This is a genomic window from Vibrio zhanjiangensis, assembly GCF_030161235.1.
In the GTDB taxonomy this organism is placed as follows: Bacteria; Pseudomonadota; Gammaproteobacteria; order Enterobacterales; family Vibrionaceae; genus Vibrio; species Vibrio zhanjiangensis.
In genome coordinates, this window is record NZ_BSPW01000021.1 from 45,582 (window position 1) to 63,744 (window position 18,163).

At 42.3% G+C, this 18,163-nt stretch carries 19 protein-coding genes; 14 read left to right on the forward strand and 5 right to left on the reverse strand.

Going from position 1 to position 18,163, the window contains the following annotated elements:
* The first annotated feature begins 20 nt into the window (after positions 1 to 20).
* Positions 21 to 605, forward strand: coding sequence for a sigma-70 family RNA polymerase sigma factor (locus QQK21_RS05115; RefSeq protein WP_284191116.1), 585 nt, complete (start codon positions 21 to 23; stop codon positions 603 to 605).
* Positions 602 to 1,264 carry a ChrR family anti-sigma-E factor gene (locus tag QQK21_RS05120; protein WP_284191117.1) on the forward strand — a complete coding sequence of 221 codons (663 nt, stop codon included), beginning with the start codon at positions 602 to 604 and terminating at the stop codon, positions 1,262 to 1,264. Before QQK21_RS05115 ends, QQK21_RS05120 begins: the two co-directional genes overlap by 4 nt.
* Before the next feature lie 50 nt (positions 1,265 to 1,314).
* Here the strand turns inward: QQK21_RS05120 and QQK21_RS05125 are convergent, their stop codons facing one another.
* The 4 genes from QQK21_RS05125 to QQK21_RS05140 form a co-directional block, all read right to left on the reverse strand.
* Positions 1,315 to 2,688 carry an AmpG family muropeptide MFS transporter gene (locus tag QQK21_RS05125; RefSeq protein WP_284191118.1) on the reverse strand — a complete coding sequence of 458 codons (1,374 nt, stop codon included), beginning with the start codon at positions 2,686 to 2,688 and terminating at the stop codon, positions 1,315 to 1,317.
* 233 nt (positions 2,689 to 2,921) lie between these two features.
* Complete coding sequence (locus QQK21_RS05130) at positions 2,922 to 3,485, reverse strand: peptidylprolyl isomerase (RefSeq protein WP_284191119.1); 564 nt, start codon at positions 3,483 to 3,485, stop codon at positions 2,922 to 2,924.
* Positions 3,485 to 4,054 (reverse strand): YajG family lipoprotein, encoded by a 570-nt coding sequence (locus tag QQK21_RS05135; protein ID WP_284191120.1) that lies wholly within the window; start codon positions 4,052 to 4,054, stop codon positions 3,485 to 3,487. The genes QQK21_RS05130 and QQK21_RS05135 overlap by 1 nt, the downstream gene beginning before the upstream one ends.
* Positions 4,055 to 4,102: 48 nt before the next feature.
* Positions 4,103 to 5,233, reverse strand: a complete 1,131-nt coding sequence (locus QQK21_RS05140) for a methyltransferase (protein WP_284191121.1) — start codon at positions 5,231 to 5,233, stop codon at positions 4,103 to 4,105.
* A gap of 133 nt (positions 5,234 to 5,366) precedes the next feature.
* On the opposite strand from QQK21_RS05140, the gene QQK21_RS05145 reads away from it, so the two are divergent.
* From QQK21_RS05145 to dinB, 10 genes are all read left to right on the forward strand, one after another.
* Positions 5,367 to 5,675, forward strand: a complete 309-nt coding sequence (locus QQK21_RS05145) for a BolA/IbaG family iron-sulfur metabolism protein (RefSeq protein WP_284191353.1) — start codon at positions 5,367 to 5,369, stop codon at positions 5,673 to 5,675.
* Positions 5,676 to 6,134: 459 nt separating this feature from the next.
* Positions 6,135 to 7,475, forward strand: a complete 1,341-nt coding sequence (locus QQK21_RS05150; protein ID WP_284191122.1) for a Na(+)-translocating NADH-quinone reductase subunit A — start codon at positions 6,135 to 6,137, stop codon at positions 7,473 to 7,475.
* A 4-nt stretch (positions 7,476 to 7,479) separates the two neighbouring features.
* Positions 7,480 to 8,724, forward strand: coding sequence for an NADH:ubiquinone reductase (Na(+)-transporting) subunit B (locus QQK21_RS05155; RefSeq protein ID WP_284191123.1), 1,245 nt, complete (start codon positions 7,480 to 7,482; stop codon positions 8,722 to 8,724).
* Positions 8,714 to 9,484, forward strand: coding sequence for a Na(+)-translocating NADH-quinone reductase subunit C (locus QQK21_RS05160; protein ID WP_284191124.1), 771 nt, complete (start codon positions 8,714 to 8,716; stop codon positions 9,482 to 9,484). The genes QQK21_RS05155 and QQK21_RS05160 overlap by 11 nt, the downstream gene beginning before the upstream one ends.
* Positions 9,484 to 10,116 (forward strand): NADH:ubiquinone reductase (Na(+)-transporting) subunit D, encoded by a 633-nt coding sequence (locus QQK21_RS05165; protein WP_284191125.1) that lies wholly within the window; start codon positions 9,484 to 9,486, stop codon positions 10,114 to 10,116. Before QQK21_RS05160 ends, QQK21_RS05165 begins: the two co-directional genes overlap by 1 nt.
* Before the next feature lie 7 nt (positions 10,117 to 10,123).
* Entirely contained in the window at positions 10,124 to 10,720 is a 597-nt protein-coding gene (gene nqrE, locus QQK21_RS05170; protein WP_284191126.1) for an NADH:ubiquinone reductase (Na(+)-transporting) subunit E, read from the forward strand.
* A gap of 33 nt (positions 10,721 to 10,753) precedes the next feature.
* Positions 10,754 to 11,977 carry an NADH:ubiquinone reductase (Na(+)-transporting) subunit F gene (gene nqrF / locus QQK21_RS05175; RefSeq protein WP_284191127.1) on the forward strand — a complete coding sequence of 408 codons (1,224 nt, stop codon included), beginning with the start codon at positions 10,754 to 10,756 and terminating at the stop codon, positions 11,975 to 11,977.
* Positions 11,978 to 12,120: 143 nt separating this feature from the next.
* On the forward strand, positions 12,121 to 13,125 hold the full coding sequence (locus QQK21_RS05180; protein ID WP_284191128.1) for an FAD:protein FMN transferase: 1,005 nt from the start codon (positions 12,121 to 12,123) through the stop codon (positions 13,123 to 13,125).
* A gap of 20 nt (positions 13,126 to 13,145) precedes the next feature.
* Positions 13,146 to 13,379 (forward strand): (Na+)-NQR maturation NqrM, encoded by a 234-nt coding sequence (nqrM, locus tag QQK21_RS05185; protein WP_284191129.1) that lies wholly within the window; start codon positions 13,146 to 13,148, stop codon positions 13,377 to 13,379.
* A gap of 211 nt (positions 13,380 to 13,590) precedes the next feature.
* Positions 13,591 to 14,658: a DNA polymerase IV gene (gene dinB / locus QQK21_RS05190; protein ID WP_284191130.1), complete on the forward strand. Its 1,068-nt coding sequence runs from the start codon at positions 13,591 to 13,593 to the stop codon at positions 14,656 to 14,658.
* On the opposite strand, the gene QQK21_RS05195 is transcribed toward dinB, so the two are convergent.
* Complete coding sequence (locus tag QQK21_RS05195) at positions 14,644 to 16,596, reverse strand: RecQ family ATP-dependent DNA helicase (protein ID WP_284191131.1); 1,953 nt, start codon at positions 16,594 to 16,596, stop codon at positions 14,644 to 14,646. The genes dinB and QQK21_RS05195 overlap by 15 nt on opposite strands.
* A gap of 75 nt (positions 16,597 to 16,671) precedes the next feature.
* Between QQK21_RS05195 and QQK21_RS05200 the strand changes: the two genes are divergently transcribed.
* Positions 16,672 to 17,148, forward strand: a complete 477-nt coding sequence (locus QQK21_RS05200; protein ID WP_284191132.1) for a GreA/GreB family elongation factor — start codon at positions 16,672 to 16,674, stop codon at positions 17,146 to 17,148.
* Positions 17,149 to 17,205: 57 nt separating this feature from the next.
* Positions 17,206 to 17,952, forward strand: coding sequence for a YggN family protein (locus tag QQK21_RS05205; protein WP_284191133.1), 747 nt, complete (start codon positions 17,206 to 17,208; stop codon positions 17,950 to 17,952).
* Positions 17,953 to 18,163 lie beyond the last annotated feature (211 nt).

Here is an 18,163-nt window from a genome sequence, read left to right on the forward strand (position 1 = left end):
CCTGTATTAAGGAAGTTTGCATGGTAACTCAAGACACAGAGTCGTTTGCCAAGCAAGATTGGTGTGACTGTATGGATAAAGTCAAAGAGCAAGACAAATATGCCTTTGCTCTGGTATTTAATCATTTTGCCCCGCGTCTTAAACAATTTGTTTTCAAGCATATAGGCAATGAGCAAGTGACGTTAGAGCTTGTCCAAGAAACAATGACGACAGTGTGGCGAAAAAGCCAATTATTTGATGGTAGCAAAAGTTCGCTTTCGACGTGGATATACACGATTGCGCGAAATCTGTGTTTCGACACGCTGAGAAAGCAGCGTGGAAAAGTGTTACACATTCATAGTCAGGACATTTGGCCCGATGATTACACTCCTCCCGATCGCGTGGAAGACTACACACCAGAGCATGAAATGTTGAAAGCGCAGGTGGTGAAGTTTTTAAGTGTATTACCAGAGGCTCAAAGGAAAGTAGTGCAGGCAGTGTATCTTGAAGAGTTGCCTCACCAGCAAGTGGCTGAGATGTACGATATTCCCGTAGGTACGGTCAAATCCAGACTTAGGCTTGCAGTTGAGAAGCTGCGTCACTCTATGGAGGTAGAGAGGTTATGAGCTATCATCCTGAATTAGATACCCTTAAAATGTATGCGGCAGGCGAACTGAGTGCTGTCGACGGGCTTACCATCGCAACACATCTAGAAACTTGCCAAGAGTGTAAAGAGAAAGTGGCAGAGTATGAGCAACACTTTGGCGAAACACTGAATTTGGTGCGAGGGGAGCAAGATCCGAGTTTTGATGCAATGCTTGTCAACATTGTTGGTCTCGAGCCAGACGGTTCGTCAGTTAACCTCTTTAGAAAACCTATAACGATAAAAGTACAGGGCAAAACATTTTCCCTGCCGCTATCGCTGTCCAGATTTGAAGACAAAATAGGGCGGTGGCGTAATTACGGCGGCAAGGTATTTAGTGCTCCAATTGATATTTGTGATTCTGTTAGGGTTAATTTGCTGTACATCTCTGAAGGTGTAAGTATCCCCCAACATACACACAAGGGGATGGAATCCACTCTAATATTGCATGGCGGTTTCAGTGATGAAACAGGGCATTATGAGGCGGGAGATTATTTAGTGAAAGATGGGTCAGACAAGCACAGTCCTTATACAAAAGATGGCGAAGATTGCCTGTGCCTTACCGTATTAACTGAACCTATGATGTTCACCCAAGGGGTGGCGAGAATATTTAACCTGTTTGGCAAGGGCATGTATCCATAATTTGCTCTTGATAGAAAGGCTTGGTGGTAAACCAAGCCTTAATTGTGGGTTTAACCGTGATTTTCTTCGTTATCTTTTTGCTGAGCTTTGTTTAGTAAGTCGGTGAAATGATGCCGAAGTGAATACAGCATAATCAGGCTCGGAATGACCATCAAACAAGTGATGATAAAGAAGGTAGACCAATTGTTTAAGTAGTCAACCAGTTCGCCACTGAAGGAAGCGAGCGTTGTTCGTCCCAAATTGCCTAGTGATGCAAGCAGAGCATATTGAGTTGCTGAAAAGGCTTGTCCAGTCAGGACTGTGAGAAAAGAAACAAACGCCACGGTGGAAAATGCCGTTGTGAAATTATCGACAATGATGGTTGCCAAGAAAAGAGGTTCATTTGGCCCAACGGATGCGATCCATGCAAACATTAAATTGCTGGCCGACATTGTGATACCACCAATCATTAAGCCTCGCACAATACCAAATCTGACATTGACCATACTACCTACTAAGGTAAAGGCCGTGGTTAGTCCCCAGCCAATTAACTTAGAGTAATAGCCAATTTGTTCATTGGAGAAGCCAATTTCTTTATAGAACGTAATCGACATTCTGCCTAAAAAGGCTTCGCCGATTTTAAATAAAAATACAAAGAGTAGTAGCGTCAGTGCTACTCGCGTACCGTTGCGTTTAAAAAAGTCTAAGAATGGTTCTACGACCGTGACGCTCAGCCATGCGATGGTTTTGTTGCCTATCACTTTACTGTGACGCTGCTCAGCCGCTGCTTGAAGAGCATCACGATGAGTTGTTGGTTCTCCCACGAGTAGAGTAAACAACATAAGTAATGCAACGATTGCTGCCATACCATAATAAACACCGTTCCACCCTATTGCGTCAGCATTGATGAATGCGACATATCCGGGTAGAGAATACCCTGTCCACCATCCCATCACCGCCATGGCTGAGGCTTGTGGTAGTTTCGATGCTTCCGATTTTGGGAAAGTATCAATACGAAAAGCATCAATCGCAATATCTTGGGTGGCAGATGAAATTGCAATCGCAAGGGCAAGCATGGAGGTGAGCAGCAAATTCTCAGATGGGTTAACGCCTGCTATGGCTAGCGTACAGACCAGAACAATCGACTGGCAAAAGAAAATCCAACTTCTTCGTTGCCCCAGCCAAGAATGGATAAGTGGTAATTTTATCCTATCGACCAATGGTGCCCAAAGAAAGTTAATGGCATAGACAGCAAAGACACTGCCAAAATAGCCAATGGCCGATCTTGTTAGGCCAGCATCTTTAAGCCAGCCTGACATATTTGAACCAATCAGTACCCAAGGAAAGCCACTTGAGCAGCCTAACATGAAGACCCAAAGTAAGCGCTTATCTAAATAACTGTGGAGAGTTTCTAGCCATGAGTTGGAGCAGGATTTGATAGACATGAACTCATCCTAATAGATTGCTATTTTAGTTGATTGAAAGCTCGAACCCGTCAGGTTGGAGTCTTAGATTTGAGGTTATCTAAATAACTTTGATGATAATGGTCGTCTCTGATACGTCAAGATGAATTGCCTTTATTTTTTTAATAAATGGAAATTCGTTAATAAATGTTTTTGATGCGTTAGATTATGGTAACAAAGAGCTCCAACCTGCTTAGGTCAGAGCTTACTCTTATTTAAGGGACTAAAGTCGTTTTAGTGATGATGATGGCGGTTTCAGGGACGTCACGGTAGCGGCCTTTGGTTGTCGTGGATACTTTGCTCATGCTTTTTACAGTATCAAAGCCTCTGATGACCTTACCAAAAACAGTGTAGCCGTCTGTTAAGGGTTTCGTTTTGTCATCTTTGTTGTAGTCAAGATAATCATTATCTTTGTAGTTAATGAAAAACTGGCGAGTCGCCGAATTTGGATCGCTGGTTCTGGCCATCGCGATTGTTGCAACTTGGTTTTTTAGCCCATTGGACGCTTCATTTTTTATCGGTGCGTATGTGGAGACAGGGTTCATATCTTTGTCAAATCCCCCTCCTTGGGCCATAAAACCAGGAATAACTCGATGAAATTGTGTGCCTACATAGCTGCCATCTTTAATATATTTGATGAAGTTATCTACGGTGACAGGTGCTTTTTTTTCATCGAGTTCAACAGTAAAAGCACCTAAGGTTGTTTCAAAAACAACCTTAGGACCCGCAAAAGCCAAGTTGGTGAAAAGTAGCAGTGAGGCTATGGTCAGTTTCCACATTAGAAACGCTCCTGCATGTAATTTTTCAGTTCACGATCGTTAGCGACTTCTTTTAGTACCAAATTAGTGACGTCGTTAAGTACTGTGCCAATTTCATCATCAGAAGCACTGAAAGCACCATTTCGTTTGGCTGTTCCTGTATAGGTTTTGACTAACTTTCCTTTGGGGGTTTCTGCGGTAATCTCGAGTACGACTTTGCCATCCATCTCATTTTCCATCACCGAGTGCTTCACCGAGACCAAAGCTTCTTGTATTTCAACGCGCACTGAATTTTCACTATTTACAGTGCTGCGAAAGCCTTGCGATTGAAACTGCTCCAATAAGGCATTTTCGATACTGATTCGAACATTTTGCTTCGAGTGAATTGGCTCGATATTGGAGCGTCCACTGTCTATTAATGCGACATATTGAGCGGAACGAACATCCTTGCTTGTTAAGGTAAAGCTTGCATCTTGTACAAGGTTATTGTCACTAATAACGGGTTGAGGCGTAAAATTAAGCTGTTCTTGTTGAGGGGATGTACATGCAGTCAGTAAAGCCATTGACGCGGCTAGAAGCAGTTTTCTCATTATGGTTTCCTTTAATCGTCGCTCTGGATATAGAGACATGATAGTGAACTATTTAGTTGCCTGTAAAATAACAAATTTCTTATTTGAAGCGATAAGTTTGACTTTTGATTTACCAAACAACTTGGATAACTTCACATCGTAGCCGAGGTGACGGTTGCCGATAACTAATAATTTCCCATCATTGCAAAGAACATGCTTTGCATCACAGAACATTTGCCACGCAATGTGATCAGTAATCGCCTGTTGTTGATGAAAAGGCGGGTTACAGATTACCAACTCTGCGGTGTCGCTTTCAAATCCATCGAGGCAATTATTGGTGATGCATGTTATGTCTCGTTGCTTTCCAAGGTTATTGAGAAGATTTGTCTGTGCAGACGTCGTCGCCATATAACTTTCGTCTACACAAGTGATGCGCACATTTGGATTGTCGATCCCAAGTTTGACTGAAAGTACGCCATTACCACATCCTAGGTCGATAACTCGCTTAGTGTTTAGGTCCTTTGGCAAGTAATCGAGCATAAATCGAGCTCCTTGGTCGAGCTTTTCGCCTGAGTAAACATTGGGTAAGTTGCTGAGTTCAAAGTTATGCGAATCGACTTGCCATTTGGTTAAAGGGTCGACAGCAAGTTTTTTTGAGCTATCTGCAATTGAGAACACTAAGCGGTGCTTTTTCCAAGCCAATGAGGTATGAGTGCTGCCTAGATATTTCTCAAATAATGCCAACGTTGAAGTGTGGATTTCTTTGGCTTTGTTCACCGCAATTACAGGAACTGACTGACCAAGACGAAGTCTTAATTGGCTCAGCTGCCACACCAGATGGCGGTTACTCCTTGGGATCTGCATCAGCACGTAGTCTACGTTGGCGGGAATATCGTCAAGTGTGTTAGATAAAGTGATATTTTTGCATTGATTGGTGGCCAAGTTTTCAAGGACACCTTGATGTGCAATATAGGAATCACTCATCATGGTGACAGAGTGTTCATGAGTAAACCAGCAGCTCAGTGCACCAAAACTATCGTTAAGAATTAAAATATGTTTACCGGGCTCAATATTCATTTCCTCCATGTAATTAATGAGGTACTCATCGCCAGCGTCCCACGCTTGAAGTGTTTCATTATTCCTTTTCGGAAACCTATGTAGGGTTAACGTGCGCTGATGAAGCGAAAATTTAGTTTTCATATTTGTAAAGGTATGGAGGTTGAGAGGGTAAATTGTCTCAGAAGCGGAAAGAGCTGAAAACTAAAACCTTTGGATTTGTGGGTAAGAAAGCTATTATTTGTTGGTTAGAAATATAGGTATTTACGGTGAAATGATGATACAAGAAGTGATAGAAACTAAACTCTCTGATTTCTTTAAACCTTTGCATCTTCAGGTGTTGAATGAGAGTTATATGCACAATGTGCCGGATGGTTCAGAGAGTCATTTTAAAGTTGTGATAGTCAGTGAAAAGTTTGCAGGACAACGGCTGATTGGTCGCCACCGTCAGGTTAATCAAGTCTTGGCAGATGAACTCGCCAATCATATTCACGCTCTGTCCATTCATGTTTATACCTTGGAAGAGTGGAATAAACAAAATCAGATTGCTCCTGACAGTCCAATGTGTTTGGGTGGATCAAAATAGTATAGCGTATTATAAAATAGTATGGCGCATTATAAAGTCTGTAGAAATAATCATCATTTTTTGATTATAAAATAATCCATTTATTAACAATAAATAAACAAATAGGTGGGTGGATTGGTTTTATTGCTAAGTGTTTCATACTATGAATAAAATAAATCACTATTAACTGTGTGGTTAATGCTGTTTGTGCGATGGTTCAAACTTATGAGTAATACTTAACCTTTTAAACTCAAATCCTTCGAAATATATATCTGATTCTTTTCTTTGGTCATGGCGTATACTTCTAAAAAGATGATAGACTACCGCACCTGATAAATCTCGACTAAATTTGTAGCGAGGTTTTTAATAGGATGTTGCGATTTTGGTGTGTTAAATAGCACCAAAACCGGACACTAGTGTCGTGTCTAAAAGTTACGCAATCAATGAATCTTTTTCCCGATAAAAGTAGTGCAAGTGCGTATGATTACAATAAAGAAGGGTTTGGACCTGCCTATCGCAGGAGCTCCTACCCAGGTGATTAATGATGGTAAGACCATCAAGAAAGTCGCCTTGCTTGGCGAAGAGTACGTCGGCATGCGTCCTACCATGCATGTTCGCGTAGGCGATGAAGTAAAAAAAGCTCAGGTTCTTTTTGAAGATAAGAAGAACCCAGGCGTGAAATTTACTTCACCAGCAAGCGGTAAAGTGATCGAAATTAATCGTGGCGCTAAACGTGTCCTTCAGTCCGTAGTGATGGAAGTGTCAGGTGGTGAGCAGGTTACGTTCGATAAGTTTGAAGCAGGACAACTAGCAGAACTAGCCCGGAATACGGTCAAAGCTCAGCTTGTTGATTCAGGTCTTTGGACGGCTTTACGTACTCGTCCCTTTAGCAAGGTTCCAGCTATTGAATCTTCTACACAGGCAATTTTTGTTACTGCAATGGATACAAATCCGTTGGCAGTTCAGCCTGAGTTGGTCATTAATGAGCAGCAGGAAGCTTTCGTTGCAGGTTTGGACATACTTTCAACTTTGACTGATGGCAAAGTTTACGTTTGTAAGGCCAATTCCAGTCTTCCTCGTTCTTCTCAAAATAATGTTGAAGAACATGTGTTTGAGGGACCTCATCCAGCAGGACTTGCAGGTACTCACATGCATTTCCTCTATCCGGTTAATGCAGAGAATGTCGCTTGGAGTATCAATTACCAAGACGTGATTGCGTTCGGTAAGCTTTTCCTAACAGGTGAACTTTATACTGACCGTGTCATTTCCCTTGCGGGACCTGTCGTCAACAATCCTCGCTTAATTCGTACCATCCAAGGAGCCAATCTTACTGAGCTGACGGATGGTGAATTAATGCTTGGTGAAGTTAGAGTGATTTCTGGGTCTGTACTTTCTGGTACTCAGGCTTCTGGCCCACATGATTATCTTGGTCGTTACCATGTACAAGTTTCAGTACTGCGTGAAGGTCGAGACAAAGAGCTATTTGGCTGGGCTGCACCAGGTAAAAACAAGTTTTCTGTAACTCGAGCTTACCTAGGTCATATTTTTAAAGGCCAGCTATTTAACATGACGACCACAACTAACGGCAGTGATCGTTCTATGGTGCCAATTGGTAACTATGAACGCATTATGCCATTGGATATGGAACCTACTTTGCTACTTCGTGACCTATGTGCTGGTGACACAGACAGTGCTCAAGCATTGGGTGCGCTAGAGCTGGATGAAGAAGATCTCGCATTGTGTACCTTTGTATGTCCGGGTAAGTATGAGTACGGAGCATTGCTTCGTGAATGCCTAGACACGATCGAGAAGGAAGGGTGATTTCATGGCTCTTAAAAAATATCTTGAAGACATTGAACATCATTTTGAGCCTGGTGGTAAACATGAAAAATGGTTTGCGTTGTACGAAGCTGTTGCGACGGTATTCTACACTCCAGGTTTAACAACAAAGAAAAGTTCACATGTTCGTGATAGCGTTGATTTAAAACGTATCATGATCATGGTTTGGTTAGCGGTATTCCCTGCGATGTTCTGGGGAATGTATAACGCGGGTGGCCAAGCAATAGCGGCTCTTAACCACATGTATACTGGTGATCAGTTTGCTTCAATTGCTGCTGGTAACTGGCACTATTGGCTGACAGAGATGGTCGGTGGCTCTCTTGCCGCTGATGCTGGTTGGGGCAGTAAAATGCTTCTAGGTGCGACCTACTTCCTACCTATTTACGCAACCGTGTTTATCGTTGGTGGTTTTTGGGAAGTGCTTTTCTGCATGGTGCGTAAGCACGAAGTTAACGAAGGGTTCTTCGTCACTTCCATCTTGTTTGCGCTCATCGTTCCGCCAACGCTTCCTCTCTGGCAAGCAGCATTAGGTATTACCTTCGGTGTTGTCGTGGCCAAGGAGATTTTTGGTGGTACTGGACGTAACTTCCTGAACCCTGCACTGGCTGGTCGTGCTTTCTTGTTCTTTGCATACCCAGCACAGATCTCTGGTGATGTTGTGTGGACTGCTGCCGATGGTTTCTCTGGTGCAACGGCTTTGAGTCAATGGGCACAAGGTGGTAGCGGTGCGCTGATGAATACAGTGACAGGCGCTCCAATTTCATGGATGGACGCGTTCATTGGTAATATTCCGGGCTCGATTGGCGAAGTATCGACTTTAGCACTCATGATTGGCGCAGCCATGATCGTTTATATGCGAATTGCGTCATGGCGAATCATCGCGGGTGTGATGATTGGTATGATTGCGGCCGCAACAATATTTAATCTCATCGGTTCTGATACCAATCCAATGTTTAACATGCCTTGGCATTGGCACCTAGTATTAGGTGGTTTTGCATTCGGTATGTTCTTCATGGCAACTGACCCTGTATCAGCTTCGTTTACTAACAAAGCAAAATGGTGGTACGGCGCACTGATTGGTGTGATGTGTGTATTAATTCGTGTTGTGAATCCAGCTTACCCTGAGGGTATGATGCTTGCGATTCTGTTTGCGAACCTGTTTGCACCTCTGTTCGACCATATAGTTATCGAGAAGAACATCAAGCGGAGATTAGCACGTTATGGCAAGTAATAACGACAGCATTAAAAAGACGCTGGGTGTTGTTATCGGATTGAGCCTTGTGTGTTCAATCATAGTATCAACAGCCGCTGTAGGTTTGCGTGACCAGCAAAAAGCGAACGCTGTACTGGACAAGCAAACCAAGATTATTGAAGTCGCTGGTATTGACACTGAAGGAAAGAAAGTTCCTGAACTTTTTTCTGAATATATTGAAGCTCGTTTAGTCGATTTTAAAACGGGTGATTTTGTTGATGGCAATGCAGCGACATATGACCAGCGTAAAGCAGCTAAAGATCCAGCACAGTCAATCAAGCTAAGTCCTGAGCAAGACGAAGCGAAGATCATTCGACGTGCCAATTTGGGTACCGTTTATTTGGTCAAACAGGATGACACTATTTCTCGTGTCATTCTTCCTGTTCATGGGAATGGTCTTTGGTCGATGATGTATGCCTTTATTGCTGTAGAAACCGATGGCAATACTGTCTCGGGTATTACCTATTACGAGCAAGGTGAAACCCCAGGACTTGGTGGTGAGGTTGAGAACCCTTCATGGAGAGCTCAGTGGGTCGGCAAGAAATTGTTTGATGAGAACCACAAACCCGCTATCAAAGTGGTGAAAGGTGGTGCGCCAGCTGGTTCTGAACATGGTGTTGATGGTCTATCTGGCGCAACACTAACCAGTAATGGCGTTCAGCATACATTTGACTTCTGGTTAGGTGATATGGGTTTTGGCCCGTTCCTAGCAAAAGTTCGTGACGGAGGTCTGAACTAATGTCTAGTGCACAAAACATTAAAAAGAGTATTTTAGCGCCGGTGTTGGATAACAACCCAATTGCGCTTCAGGTACTTGGTGTCTGTTCTGCGCTTGCAGTAACAACCAAACTAGAAACAGCCTTTGTTATGACGTTGGCCGTGACATTTGTTACTGCCATGTCTAACTTCTGTGTTTCTTTAATCCGCAATCACATACCAAATAGTGTGCGTATTATTGTCCAAATGGCAATTATCGCCTCTCTCGTTATCGTGGTTGACCAAATACTTAAAGCCTATTTGTATGACATATCCAAGCAGCTTTCGGTGTTTGTAGGCCTAATCATTACTAACTGTATTGTAATGGGACGCGCTGAAGCATTTGCAATGAAGTCTGCGCCTTTACCATCGTTTATTGACGGTATCGGTAATGGTTTAGGTTATGGTTTCGTTCTTATCACTGTCGGCTTCTTCCGTGAATTGCTTGGTTCAGGTAAGTTATTTGGAATGGAGATATTGCCTCTAGTGAGCAATGGTGGTTGGTATCAGCCAAATGGTCTGATGTTGCTTGCGCCATCGGCATTCTTCTTAATTGGCTTCCTGATTTGGGTGCTTCGTACATTCAAGCCAGAACAAGTAGAAGCGAAGGAGTAAGAGAGTCATGGAACATTACATTAGTCTGTTAGTTAAATCGGTTTTTATCGAGAACATGGCTTTGTCGTTCTTCTTGGGTATGTGTACATTTTTGGCTGTATCTAAGAAAGTAAAGACCTCCTTCGGTCTTGGTGTAGCAGTTGTGGTGGTACTGACGATTTCTGTACCCGTTAACAATCTTGTCTATAACCTAGTATTGAAAGAGAATGCCTTGGTAGCAGGGGTTGACCTTAGCTTCCTAAACTTTATCACCTTTATCGGTGTTATTGCGGCTTTAGTACAGATTCTAGAAATGGTCTTGGATCGTTTCTTTCCGCCTCTGTACAACGCGCTTGGCATCTTCTTACCATTGATTACAGTAAACTGTGCGATCTTTGGTGGTGTCTCTTTTATGGTACAACGTGACTATAACTTCGCTGAATCAGTCGTTTATGGGTTTGGCTCAGGTGTGGGATGGATGTTGGCGATCGTCGCTCTTGCAGGTATCCGTGAGAAGATGAAGTACTCAGACGTACCTCCTGGTTTACGTGGTTTAGGGATCACGTTTATAACAGTAGGTCTTATGGCGTTAGGCTTTATGTCTTTCTCTGGTGTTCAACTGTAAGTCGGGTAGACCGCAACAATAAAGGAATAGTCAATGGACATTATTCTTGGTGTAGTGATGTTTACTCTGATTGTACTGGCTCTAGTACTGGTGATTTTATTCGCTAAGTCTAAGCTTGTACCAACAGGTGACATTACAATCTCTGTTAACGATGACCCATCTTTGGCCATCGTGACACAACCAGGTGGTAAGCTTCTGGGTGCTCTAGCTGGTGCTGGCGTATTCGTTTCTTCCGCTTGTGGTGGCGGTGGCTCATGTGGCCAATGTCGCGTGAAAATTAAATCAGGTGGTGGTGATATACTACCAACCGAGCTTGATCATATTACGAAAGGTGAAGCTCGCGAAGGTGAACGTCTTGCATGTCAGGTTGCAATGAAAACTGACATGGATATTGAACTTCCTGAAGAAATCTTTGGTGTTAAGAAGTGGGAATGTACCGTTATTTCTAACGATAACAAGGCCACCTTTATCAAAGAGCTTAAGATACAGATTCCTGATGGTGAATCTGTACCTTTCCGTGCGGGTGGTTACATTCAAATTGAAGCACCTGCTCACCATGTCAAATACGCAGACTACGATATTCCGCAAGAATATCGTGAAGATTGGGACAAGTTTAACTTGTTCCGTTATGAATCTAAGGTAAACGACGAGACGATTCGTGCATACTCAATGGCGAACTACCCGGAAGAAGAAGGCATTATCATGCTTAACGTCCGTATTGCTACGCCTCCGCCGAATAACCCTAATGTTCCACCTGGCATTATGTCTTCGTATATTTGGTCTCTGAAAGAAGGTGACAAGTGTACGATTTCTGGACCGTTTGGTGAGTTCTTTGCCAAAGATACTGACAATGAAATGGTCTTCGTTGGCGGCGGTGCGGGTATGGCACCAATGCGTTCTCATATCTTTGATCAACTTAAGCGTCTAAAATCTTCGCGTAAGATGTCTTTCTGGTATGGTGCTCGTTCCAAGCGTGAAATGTTCTATGTGGAAGATTTCGATGGACTGCAAGCAGAGAACGATAACTTTGTTTGGCACTGTGCTCTGTCAGATCCTATGCCTGAAGATAATTGGGATGGCTATACGGGTTTCATTCACAACGTATTGTATGAAAACTATCTGAAGGACCATGAAGCGCCTGAAGACTGTGAGTACTACATGTGTGGTCCACCAATGATGAATGCTGCTGTTATTGGTATGCTGAAAGACCTTGGTGTCGAGGATGAAAATATCCTGCTCGATGACTTTGGTGGATAACACTTTAAGTTATTGATATATATGGCTGACCTTAAAGGTCAGCCATTATTTTTTCTGCTTTGTGTTTTAAAGTGATATTAGAAAATGAATCTTGAATCCAGATTTATATTCTGTTCTCATTTCCGTTATAAGGAGTCAAACAAGTGAAAAAGTGGCTTGTTGTTTTTGCTTCTCTCTTCGTCATAGCTGGTTGTGAAAAGCCAGTTGACCAAATCCACCTTAGTGGTCCTACGATGGGGACGACATACAACATTAAGTATATTGTCAGTGAAGATCAGCCTTCACCTGATGCTCTGCATAAAGAAATTGATCGTTTGCTTGAACAAGTCAACGATCAGATGTCGACCTATCGTGCCGATTCTGAATTAAGTCGCTTTAATCAAAGTGAAAGTTCACAACCCTTTGAAGTATCAACGCAGACGGCAACCGTCGTAAAAGAGGCCATTCGTATCAATAAGCTGACATTAGGGGCTTTGGATGTAACGGTTGGTCCACTTGTCAATCTATGGGGGTTTGGTCCTGAAGCACGCCCTGAAGTGGTTCCTAGTGAGAGTGAGCTTGAAAAACGCAGAACTAATACTGGAATTCAACATTTAAGTGTTGATGGTAATGCGCTTTTGAAAGACATCCCCAATTTGTACGTTGATCTCTCTACCATAGCTAAAGGGTGGGGTGTTGATGTGGTAGCGGATTATATTGAGTCGCAAGGCATACTAAATTATATGGTTGAAGTCGGTGGTGAGATGCGTCTCAAAGGCTTGAACCGTGAAGGCGTTAAATGGCGAATTGCCATTGAGAAACCAAGTGTTGATGAACGAGCGATACAGGAAATTATTGAGCCCGGAGATATGGCCATCGCGACATCAGGGGATTATCGCAACTATTTTGAAAGAGATGGTGTGAGGTATTCGCATATTATTAATCCAGAAACGGGTAAGCCTATCAATCATAAAGTGGTATCTGTTACTGTGCTTGATAAGTCATCCATGACGGCGGATGGTCTTGCAACGGGCTTGATGGTGCTGGGTGAGGAAAAGGGTATGAAGATAGCCAATGAAAACAATATTCCCGTTTTTATGATTGTAAAATCAAATGATGGCTTTGTAGAACTGGCATCGAACGCGTATAAGCCATATATTAATAAATAATAATAAATGAGTATGTTGTTATGAGTACATTTTTTATCACATTTGGTATTTTTATCGCCTTTGTAACTGCAATGTCAGTCGGTTACATATTTCAAAAGAAAGTCGTAAAGGGCAGTTGCGGTGGTCTTGGTGCAGTAGGAGTGGATAAGGTATGCAACTGTCCAGAGCCTTGTGATGCACGTAAAAAGCGTGAAGCACGAGAGGCTTTGCGTGCTGAGAAGCTGGCTGAGTGGGAAAAAGACCGCATAGCATAGAACATTTAAACCCGACTGAGTGTCGGGTTTTTCATCTAATAGATCTGATTTATTTATCCTCATATCACTCCCATCTAAAACTTTTATTACAATCTCCATTATCAATAGCGACTTACCCAGACACGAAGAATCTGTGCAAATGATTTTCAATCTTGGTGTATACGTAAAATAATATTATACTGTTTTTATATACAGTTTTATTGTTGCTATTATGGTTGAGACGAGAATAAGAAAAATTATCCATATTGATATGGACTGCTTTTACGCTGCTGTGGAGATGCGCGACAATCCAAGTTATCGTAACCAACCTTTAGCTGTTGGCGGAAGAGAAAAGCAGAGAGGGGTTATCAGTACCTGCAACTACGAAGCGCGGAAGTATGGCGTTAGGAGCGCAATGCCGACTGGGAAAGCACTAACCTTGTGCCCGAATCTTGTTGTGGTCCCTGGTCGTATGCAGGTTTATAAACAAGCTTCACAGCATATCAGGAGGATTTTTTCTCGCTATACGTCTCTTATCGAACCTTTATCGTTAGATGAAGCCTATTTGGATGTAACCGACTGTCAGCTGTATAAAGGTTCTGCGACTTTAATTGCACAAGCCATTCGCAATGATATTTTTGAAGAATTAAATCTGACGGCTTCAGCTGGGGTCGCACCGCTTAAATTCCTTGCCAAGGTGGCTTCAGATTTAAATAAGCCTAATGGTCAATATGTAATTCCCCCCAGCCATGTGCAGCAAGAGATTGACCGATTGCCGCTGGAAAAAATTCCTGGGGTGGGGCGAGTAAGCTTAGCCAAATTGCACAAAGCAGGTTTGTATACCTGCTTAGATGTTAAAAACTGTGATTATCGTGACTTACTTTTAGATTTTGGCCGTTTGGGAGCTTCTTTATGGAGTAAAAGTCATGGTATTGATGAGCGACCTGTCGTGGTTGAAAGAGAGCGCAAATCTGTGGGCGTTGAGACGACTTTGTGCCAGAACATTATCACTTATGAGCAGTGTTGGCAGCTTATTGAAACTAAGTTGTTTCCAGAGCTTGAAATAAGATTGGCTAAAGTCTCTAAGGAGAAATCAATACTTAAGCAGGGTGTTAAGCTTAAATTTGCTGATTTTAAACAGACGACCATAGAGCACATTCACCCAGAATTAGATTTAAATTACTTTAAAGTATTGCTTTGCGACATTCTTAAGCGCCAAAAAGGGCGAGAGATTCGACTGCTTGGCTTGAACGTGATGCTAAAACCGGAAGATGATGTTCAGCAGTTAAGTTTTTTCTGAGTTTAGCTTTTGATGCGCTATCTCATCCAGTACTTGTTGGTACGGGGAGTGACTGAGTTGTCCAAATCCAGTGATATTTTTGGCTTTAATTTTGGTAAACATGGGTGTGGTAATCCCACATAAAAACTTAGCCTTTAATGTATTAGATAGAGCAGATGGTGCGACTTTATCGAGCTCTCGTAGCCATTTACCGATCTTGGTTACAGACATGCGGGTACTCGCTGGTTCAGGCCATGCCTTAGTCTCGCCTCTACATACGCTACAATGGCCGCATTGTTTTGGTGCATTTAGGTCAGAGAAGTAATTCGCTAGGCCATGACTTAGACATTGTTCGGATTTTAAAAGAGCGAGCATGTGATGAATTCTCGAGATATCACTGCGCTGTTTATTTTTGAATAATTCCCACAGCTGTTGAGCAATTTTTTCTTTTGATATTTTGAGGTCATTGACTCGATAGACTTCAGTCATAAGTTTGCTTTCTAGCTCTATCCATCCTTGCTGATGAAAATAATCCAATGCAGATATGGCTCTATTTCGTTCACCTTTATAGCTATGCCAAAGGTGATCAAAGTCAACTTGGCACCAAATTTTTGCCTTAGTCGCGCTACCAAATAGCGCTTGAGTAAAGGCTTGTCGTTCGCCGCTAAAGCGGTTGACGATTTCATCTTGTGGTATCAAAAATCTAAATCGATATTCGGCAAAGTAGCTATATTGAGTGGTGATAACTTGATGTAATTCCAAATAAACTAAAAGTGTTTTTAGTGGTAGTTGGCGAATGTTACTTTCGCTGGAAAGTCTTGAAATAATCACTTCCCATTGAGGGGAATGGCAAGTTGCTTGCTCGATAACACTAAGGATTTCGATGTAGTCTGGTGTGTCACCATAAATATAATTCTCCAATATACAAACGCCTTGCTCGTTGCCGAGCAATGTACAGTACGAAGTAAGCCCATCTCTGCCTGCTCGGCCAATTTCTTGGGCATAATTTTCAATTGATTTTGGTAAATCAAAATGAATGATGCGGCGAATATCTGCTTTATCTACTCCCATTCCAAATGCGATGGTGGCCACAATACAATCGACCTTACCCGACATGAAATTATTCTGGACAGACTCTCTCTCATCATTTCCTAGTCCAGCATGATATGCCGCAGCTTCAATGCCTTTAGTGGCCAAAATCTTGGCAATATTTTCTGCGGTATTTTGTTGGGTAACATACACGATAGTTGAGAGTTTGGGAGCTTGATTAATAGTATCAAGTAAGACCGCTTCTTTGTCTTCAGCCAAGCAAGGAAGGACAGAAATATCCAGATTGGGACGGTAGAACCCTGTGACAGTGATGTCGCTCTTATTGATATTGAATTTGAGGCTCATATCGTCCAGCACAGCTTGTGTCGCTGTTGCGGTGAGAAGCAAAACTTGAGGTATGGATAGCTGTCGTTGAATTTGGGGAAGCTTTAGGTAATCAGGACGAAAGTTGTGTCCCCACTCAGAAATACAATGGGCCTCATCGACCACCAATAAGGAAATGGCTTGCTGGGATAAAAAATGACGAAAGCGTTCATTTTTCATCCGTTCTACTGCAACCATTAAAATCTTTGTCTCTCCCTTTTCTACTCCTGTCATTATTGCTTGAACTTCTTCTTTACTCTGATTTGAATGGAGCGACGCGGCGGCTATTTCTTTACTGCGCAGAAAAGTTAACTGATCCTTCATAAGGGCAAGTAAAGGCGAAATCACCAATGTGAGGTTAGGGAGACATAAAGCGGATAACTGGTAACACAGCGATTTTCCTGAACCTGTAGGAAAGATAGCCGCACATGATTTTCCACTCAAAACCTTGTCGATAACTTGGTATTGACCTTCCCTCAGCTGCTCAAAACCGAAGTGTTGTTTCAAGTTTGAGTAGATAGTTTGATGGTGCTCTTGAGTTTGCATTTTCATTACCAGTGGGACAAAAGGGCTTGGAATAGTATTCTAGAGAGATTGTCCGCCAAGGAACATGATTTTAGTATGAATAAAATTGAGCTACTGCAAGTAATAGTGTTGGAGATGGAAAAGTCTCTAATCATCGCACAGAGATCAACTCAAAGAGCGATAGAGTCAGCAACCGATGAAGAGACTGTTCCTGAGCATAAATACGATACACTCGCGCTTGAAGCCTCCTATTTAGCTCACGGTCAAGCTATGCGAGCGGAAGAGTGCGAGCGTGAACTTAGCCAGATGAAACAATTGTCAATCCCAACGAATATGGAACATGTCGCTCTTGGATGTTTGGTCTGTCTTTTGGATGATAGTGATGAATGTCAGTGGTTTTTTATTGCTCCTTGTGCTGGAGGACTTAAGGTTGACTACCAACAGCAACAAGTAATGGTTGTGACATTAGCCTCGCCGCTAGGAAAAGCAATAAAAGGCAAATCTATCGGTGATGATGTTGACTATCAGGTTGGTCAAACAAACTTTAGTTACCAAATAGATACAATAATTTGACGCAAACTAATAAATAGTTTGATACGGTTTGTAGGTATTCAATAAAGCGAGATAAAAATGAAACAAGTGCTTTTGACTATTCCTTTGCTGATGATGGTAAGCCAGTTGAACGCGGCTCAGTGTAAAGTTGATTTAAAAAATGACATTAGGCTGAATGGTGAGAGGCTAGAGATTCATCAACAAGACGGCAATACTGCGGTGGTAGATTCGCAAAATAGACTGATGATTGAGGGAAAAGAAGTCACTCTTGAGCCTGAGCAACAAAAGGCAATATCAGATTATCGTACTCATTTAAATGATTACCTTCCTCGGGCAAAGCAAATGGCTCGTGATGGGTTGGCGTTGGCAAACGAAATTATTGATGATGTTGGTGAGAGTTTCGATGCACCTGAGGCATTTGATAATGTTAAAGCGTCGATGCAGGCGTTTTATGACGACATCGAACAAAGATATTATAAAGATGGAGACTTAATTCTACCGGCAGACAGTTTTTCTTCGTTAAGTGAGACTTGGTCACAGGACTTTGAAAGCGCTAAAAAACTTTTCAATGAGGAGTTTATATCCAGTGCGTTTAGTGCAATGTCAGAGAAAATGAAAGCCGAAGAGGGACTTAACCTTACGAAAATGGCTGAAACCATGAGTGAGCTTAAAGAGCGTATCGCGAATAGGTTGAAACAACATGCTGGAAAAGTTGAGCAGCAAAGCCAAGAGTTTTGTGATTCTTTGGATGACCTTGCAGAAGAAGAGCAAGAGTTACATCAAATCATTCCGCAGCTTCAAGACTACCAAATGTTCACTATTTAGTCGTAACACACTACATCTTAACAGATCGTTACCATGGAGCGCTTTCGGCGCTCTTTTTCTACTTTTGCCATCGCTTTGGGGCAAATTTGTAATCAACTTGGTGAGATAATTATTATCGTAAATATTTTTTTACGAGCTGTGATCTTGCTTTTTCTGAGTAAGTGGTGATTCGTTAATCACAAATCTGGAGTGAAACCAATGATTGTAATAT

What these genes read in the sequence shown, in the direction of transcription:
- QQK21_RS05115 (WP_284191116.1), top strand. Translation starts at nt 21, where the DNA reads ATGGTAACTCAAGACACAGAGTCGTTTGCCAAGCAAGATTGGTGTGAC.
- QQK21_RS05120 (WP_284191117.1), top strand. Translation starts at nt 602, where the DNA reads ATGAGCTATCATCCTGAATTAGATACCCTTAAAATGTATGCGGCAGGC.
- QQK21_RS05125 (WP_284191118.1), bottom strand. Translation starts at nt 2,688, where the DNA reads ATGTCTATCAAATCCTGCTCCAACTCATGGCTAGAAACTCTCCACAGT.
- QQK21_RS05130 (WP_284191119.1), bottom strand. Translation starts at nt 3,485, where the DNA reads ATGTGGAAACTGACCATAGCCTCACTGCTACTTTTCACCAACTTGGCT.
- QQK21_RS05135 (WP_284191120.1), bottom strand. Translation starts at nt 4,054, where the DNA reads ATGAGAAAACTGCTTCTAGCCGCGTCAATGGCTTTACTGACTGCATGT.
- QQK21_RS05140 (WP_284191121.1), bottom strand. Translation starts at nt 5,233, where the DNA reads ATGAAAACTAAATTTTCGCTTCATCAGCGCACGTTAACCCTACATAGG.
- QQK21_RS05145 (WP_284191353.1), top strand. Translation starts at nt 5,367, where the DNA reads ATGATACAAGAAGTGATAGAAACTAAACTCTCTGATTTCTTTAAACCT.
- QQK21_RS05150 (WP_284191122.1), top strand. Translation starts at nt 6,135, where the DNA reads ATGATTACAATAAAGAAGGGTTTGGACCTGCCTATCGCAGGAGCTCCT.
- QQK21_RS05155 (WP_284191123.1), top strand. Translation starts at nt 7,480, where the DNA reads ATGGCTCTTAAAAAATATCTTGAAGACATTGAACATCATTTTGAGCCT.
- QQK21_RS05160 (WP_284191124.1), top strand. Translation starts at nt 8,714, where the DNA reads ATGGCAAGTAATAACGACAGCATTAAAAAGACGCTGGGTGTTGTTATC.
- QQK21_RS05165 (WP_284191125.1), top strand. Translation starts at nt 9,484, where the DNA reads ATGTCTAGTGCACAAAACATTAAAAAGAGTATTTTAGCGCCGGTGTTG.
- nqrE (WP_284191126.1), top strand. Translation starts at nt 10,124, where the DNA reads ATGGAACATTACATTAGTCTGTTAGTTAAATCGGTTTTTATCGAGAAC.
- nqrF (WP_284191127.1), top strand. Translation starts at nt 10,754, where the DNA reads ATGGACATTATTCTTGGTGTAGTGATGTTTACTCTGATTGTACTGGCT.
- nqrM (WP_284191129.1), top strand. Translation starts at nt 13,146, where the DNA reads ATGAGTACATTTTTTATCACATTTGGTATTTTTATCGCCTTTGTAACT.
- dinB (WP_284191130.1), top strand. Translation starts at nt 13,591, where the DNA reads ATGGTTGAGACGAGAATAAGAAAAATTATCCATATTGATATGGACTGC.
- QQK21_RS05195 (WP_284191131.1), bottom strand. Translation starts at nt 16,596, where the DNA reads ATGCAAACTCAAGAGCACCATCAAACTATCTACTCAAACTTGAAACAA.
- QQK21_RS05200 (WP_284191132.1), top strand. Translation starts at nt 16,672, where the DNA reads ATGAATAAAATTGAGCTACTGCAAGTAATAGTGTTGGAGATGGAAAAG.
- QQK21_RS05205 (WP_284191133.1), top strand. Translation starts at nt 17,206, where the DNA reads ATGAAACAAGTGCTTTTGACTATTCCTTTGCTGATGATGGTAAGCCAG.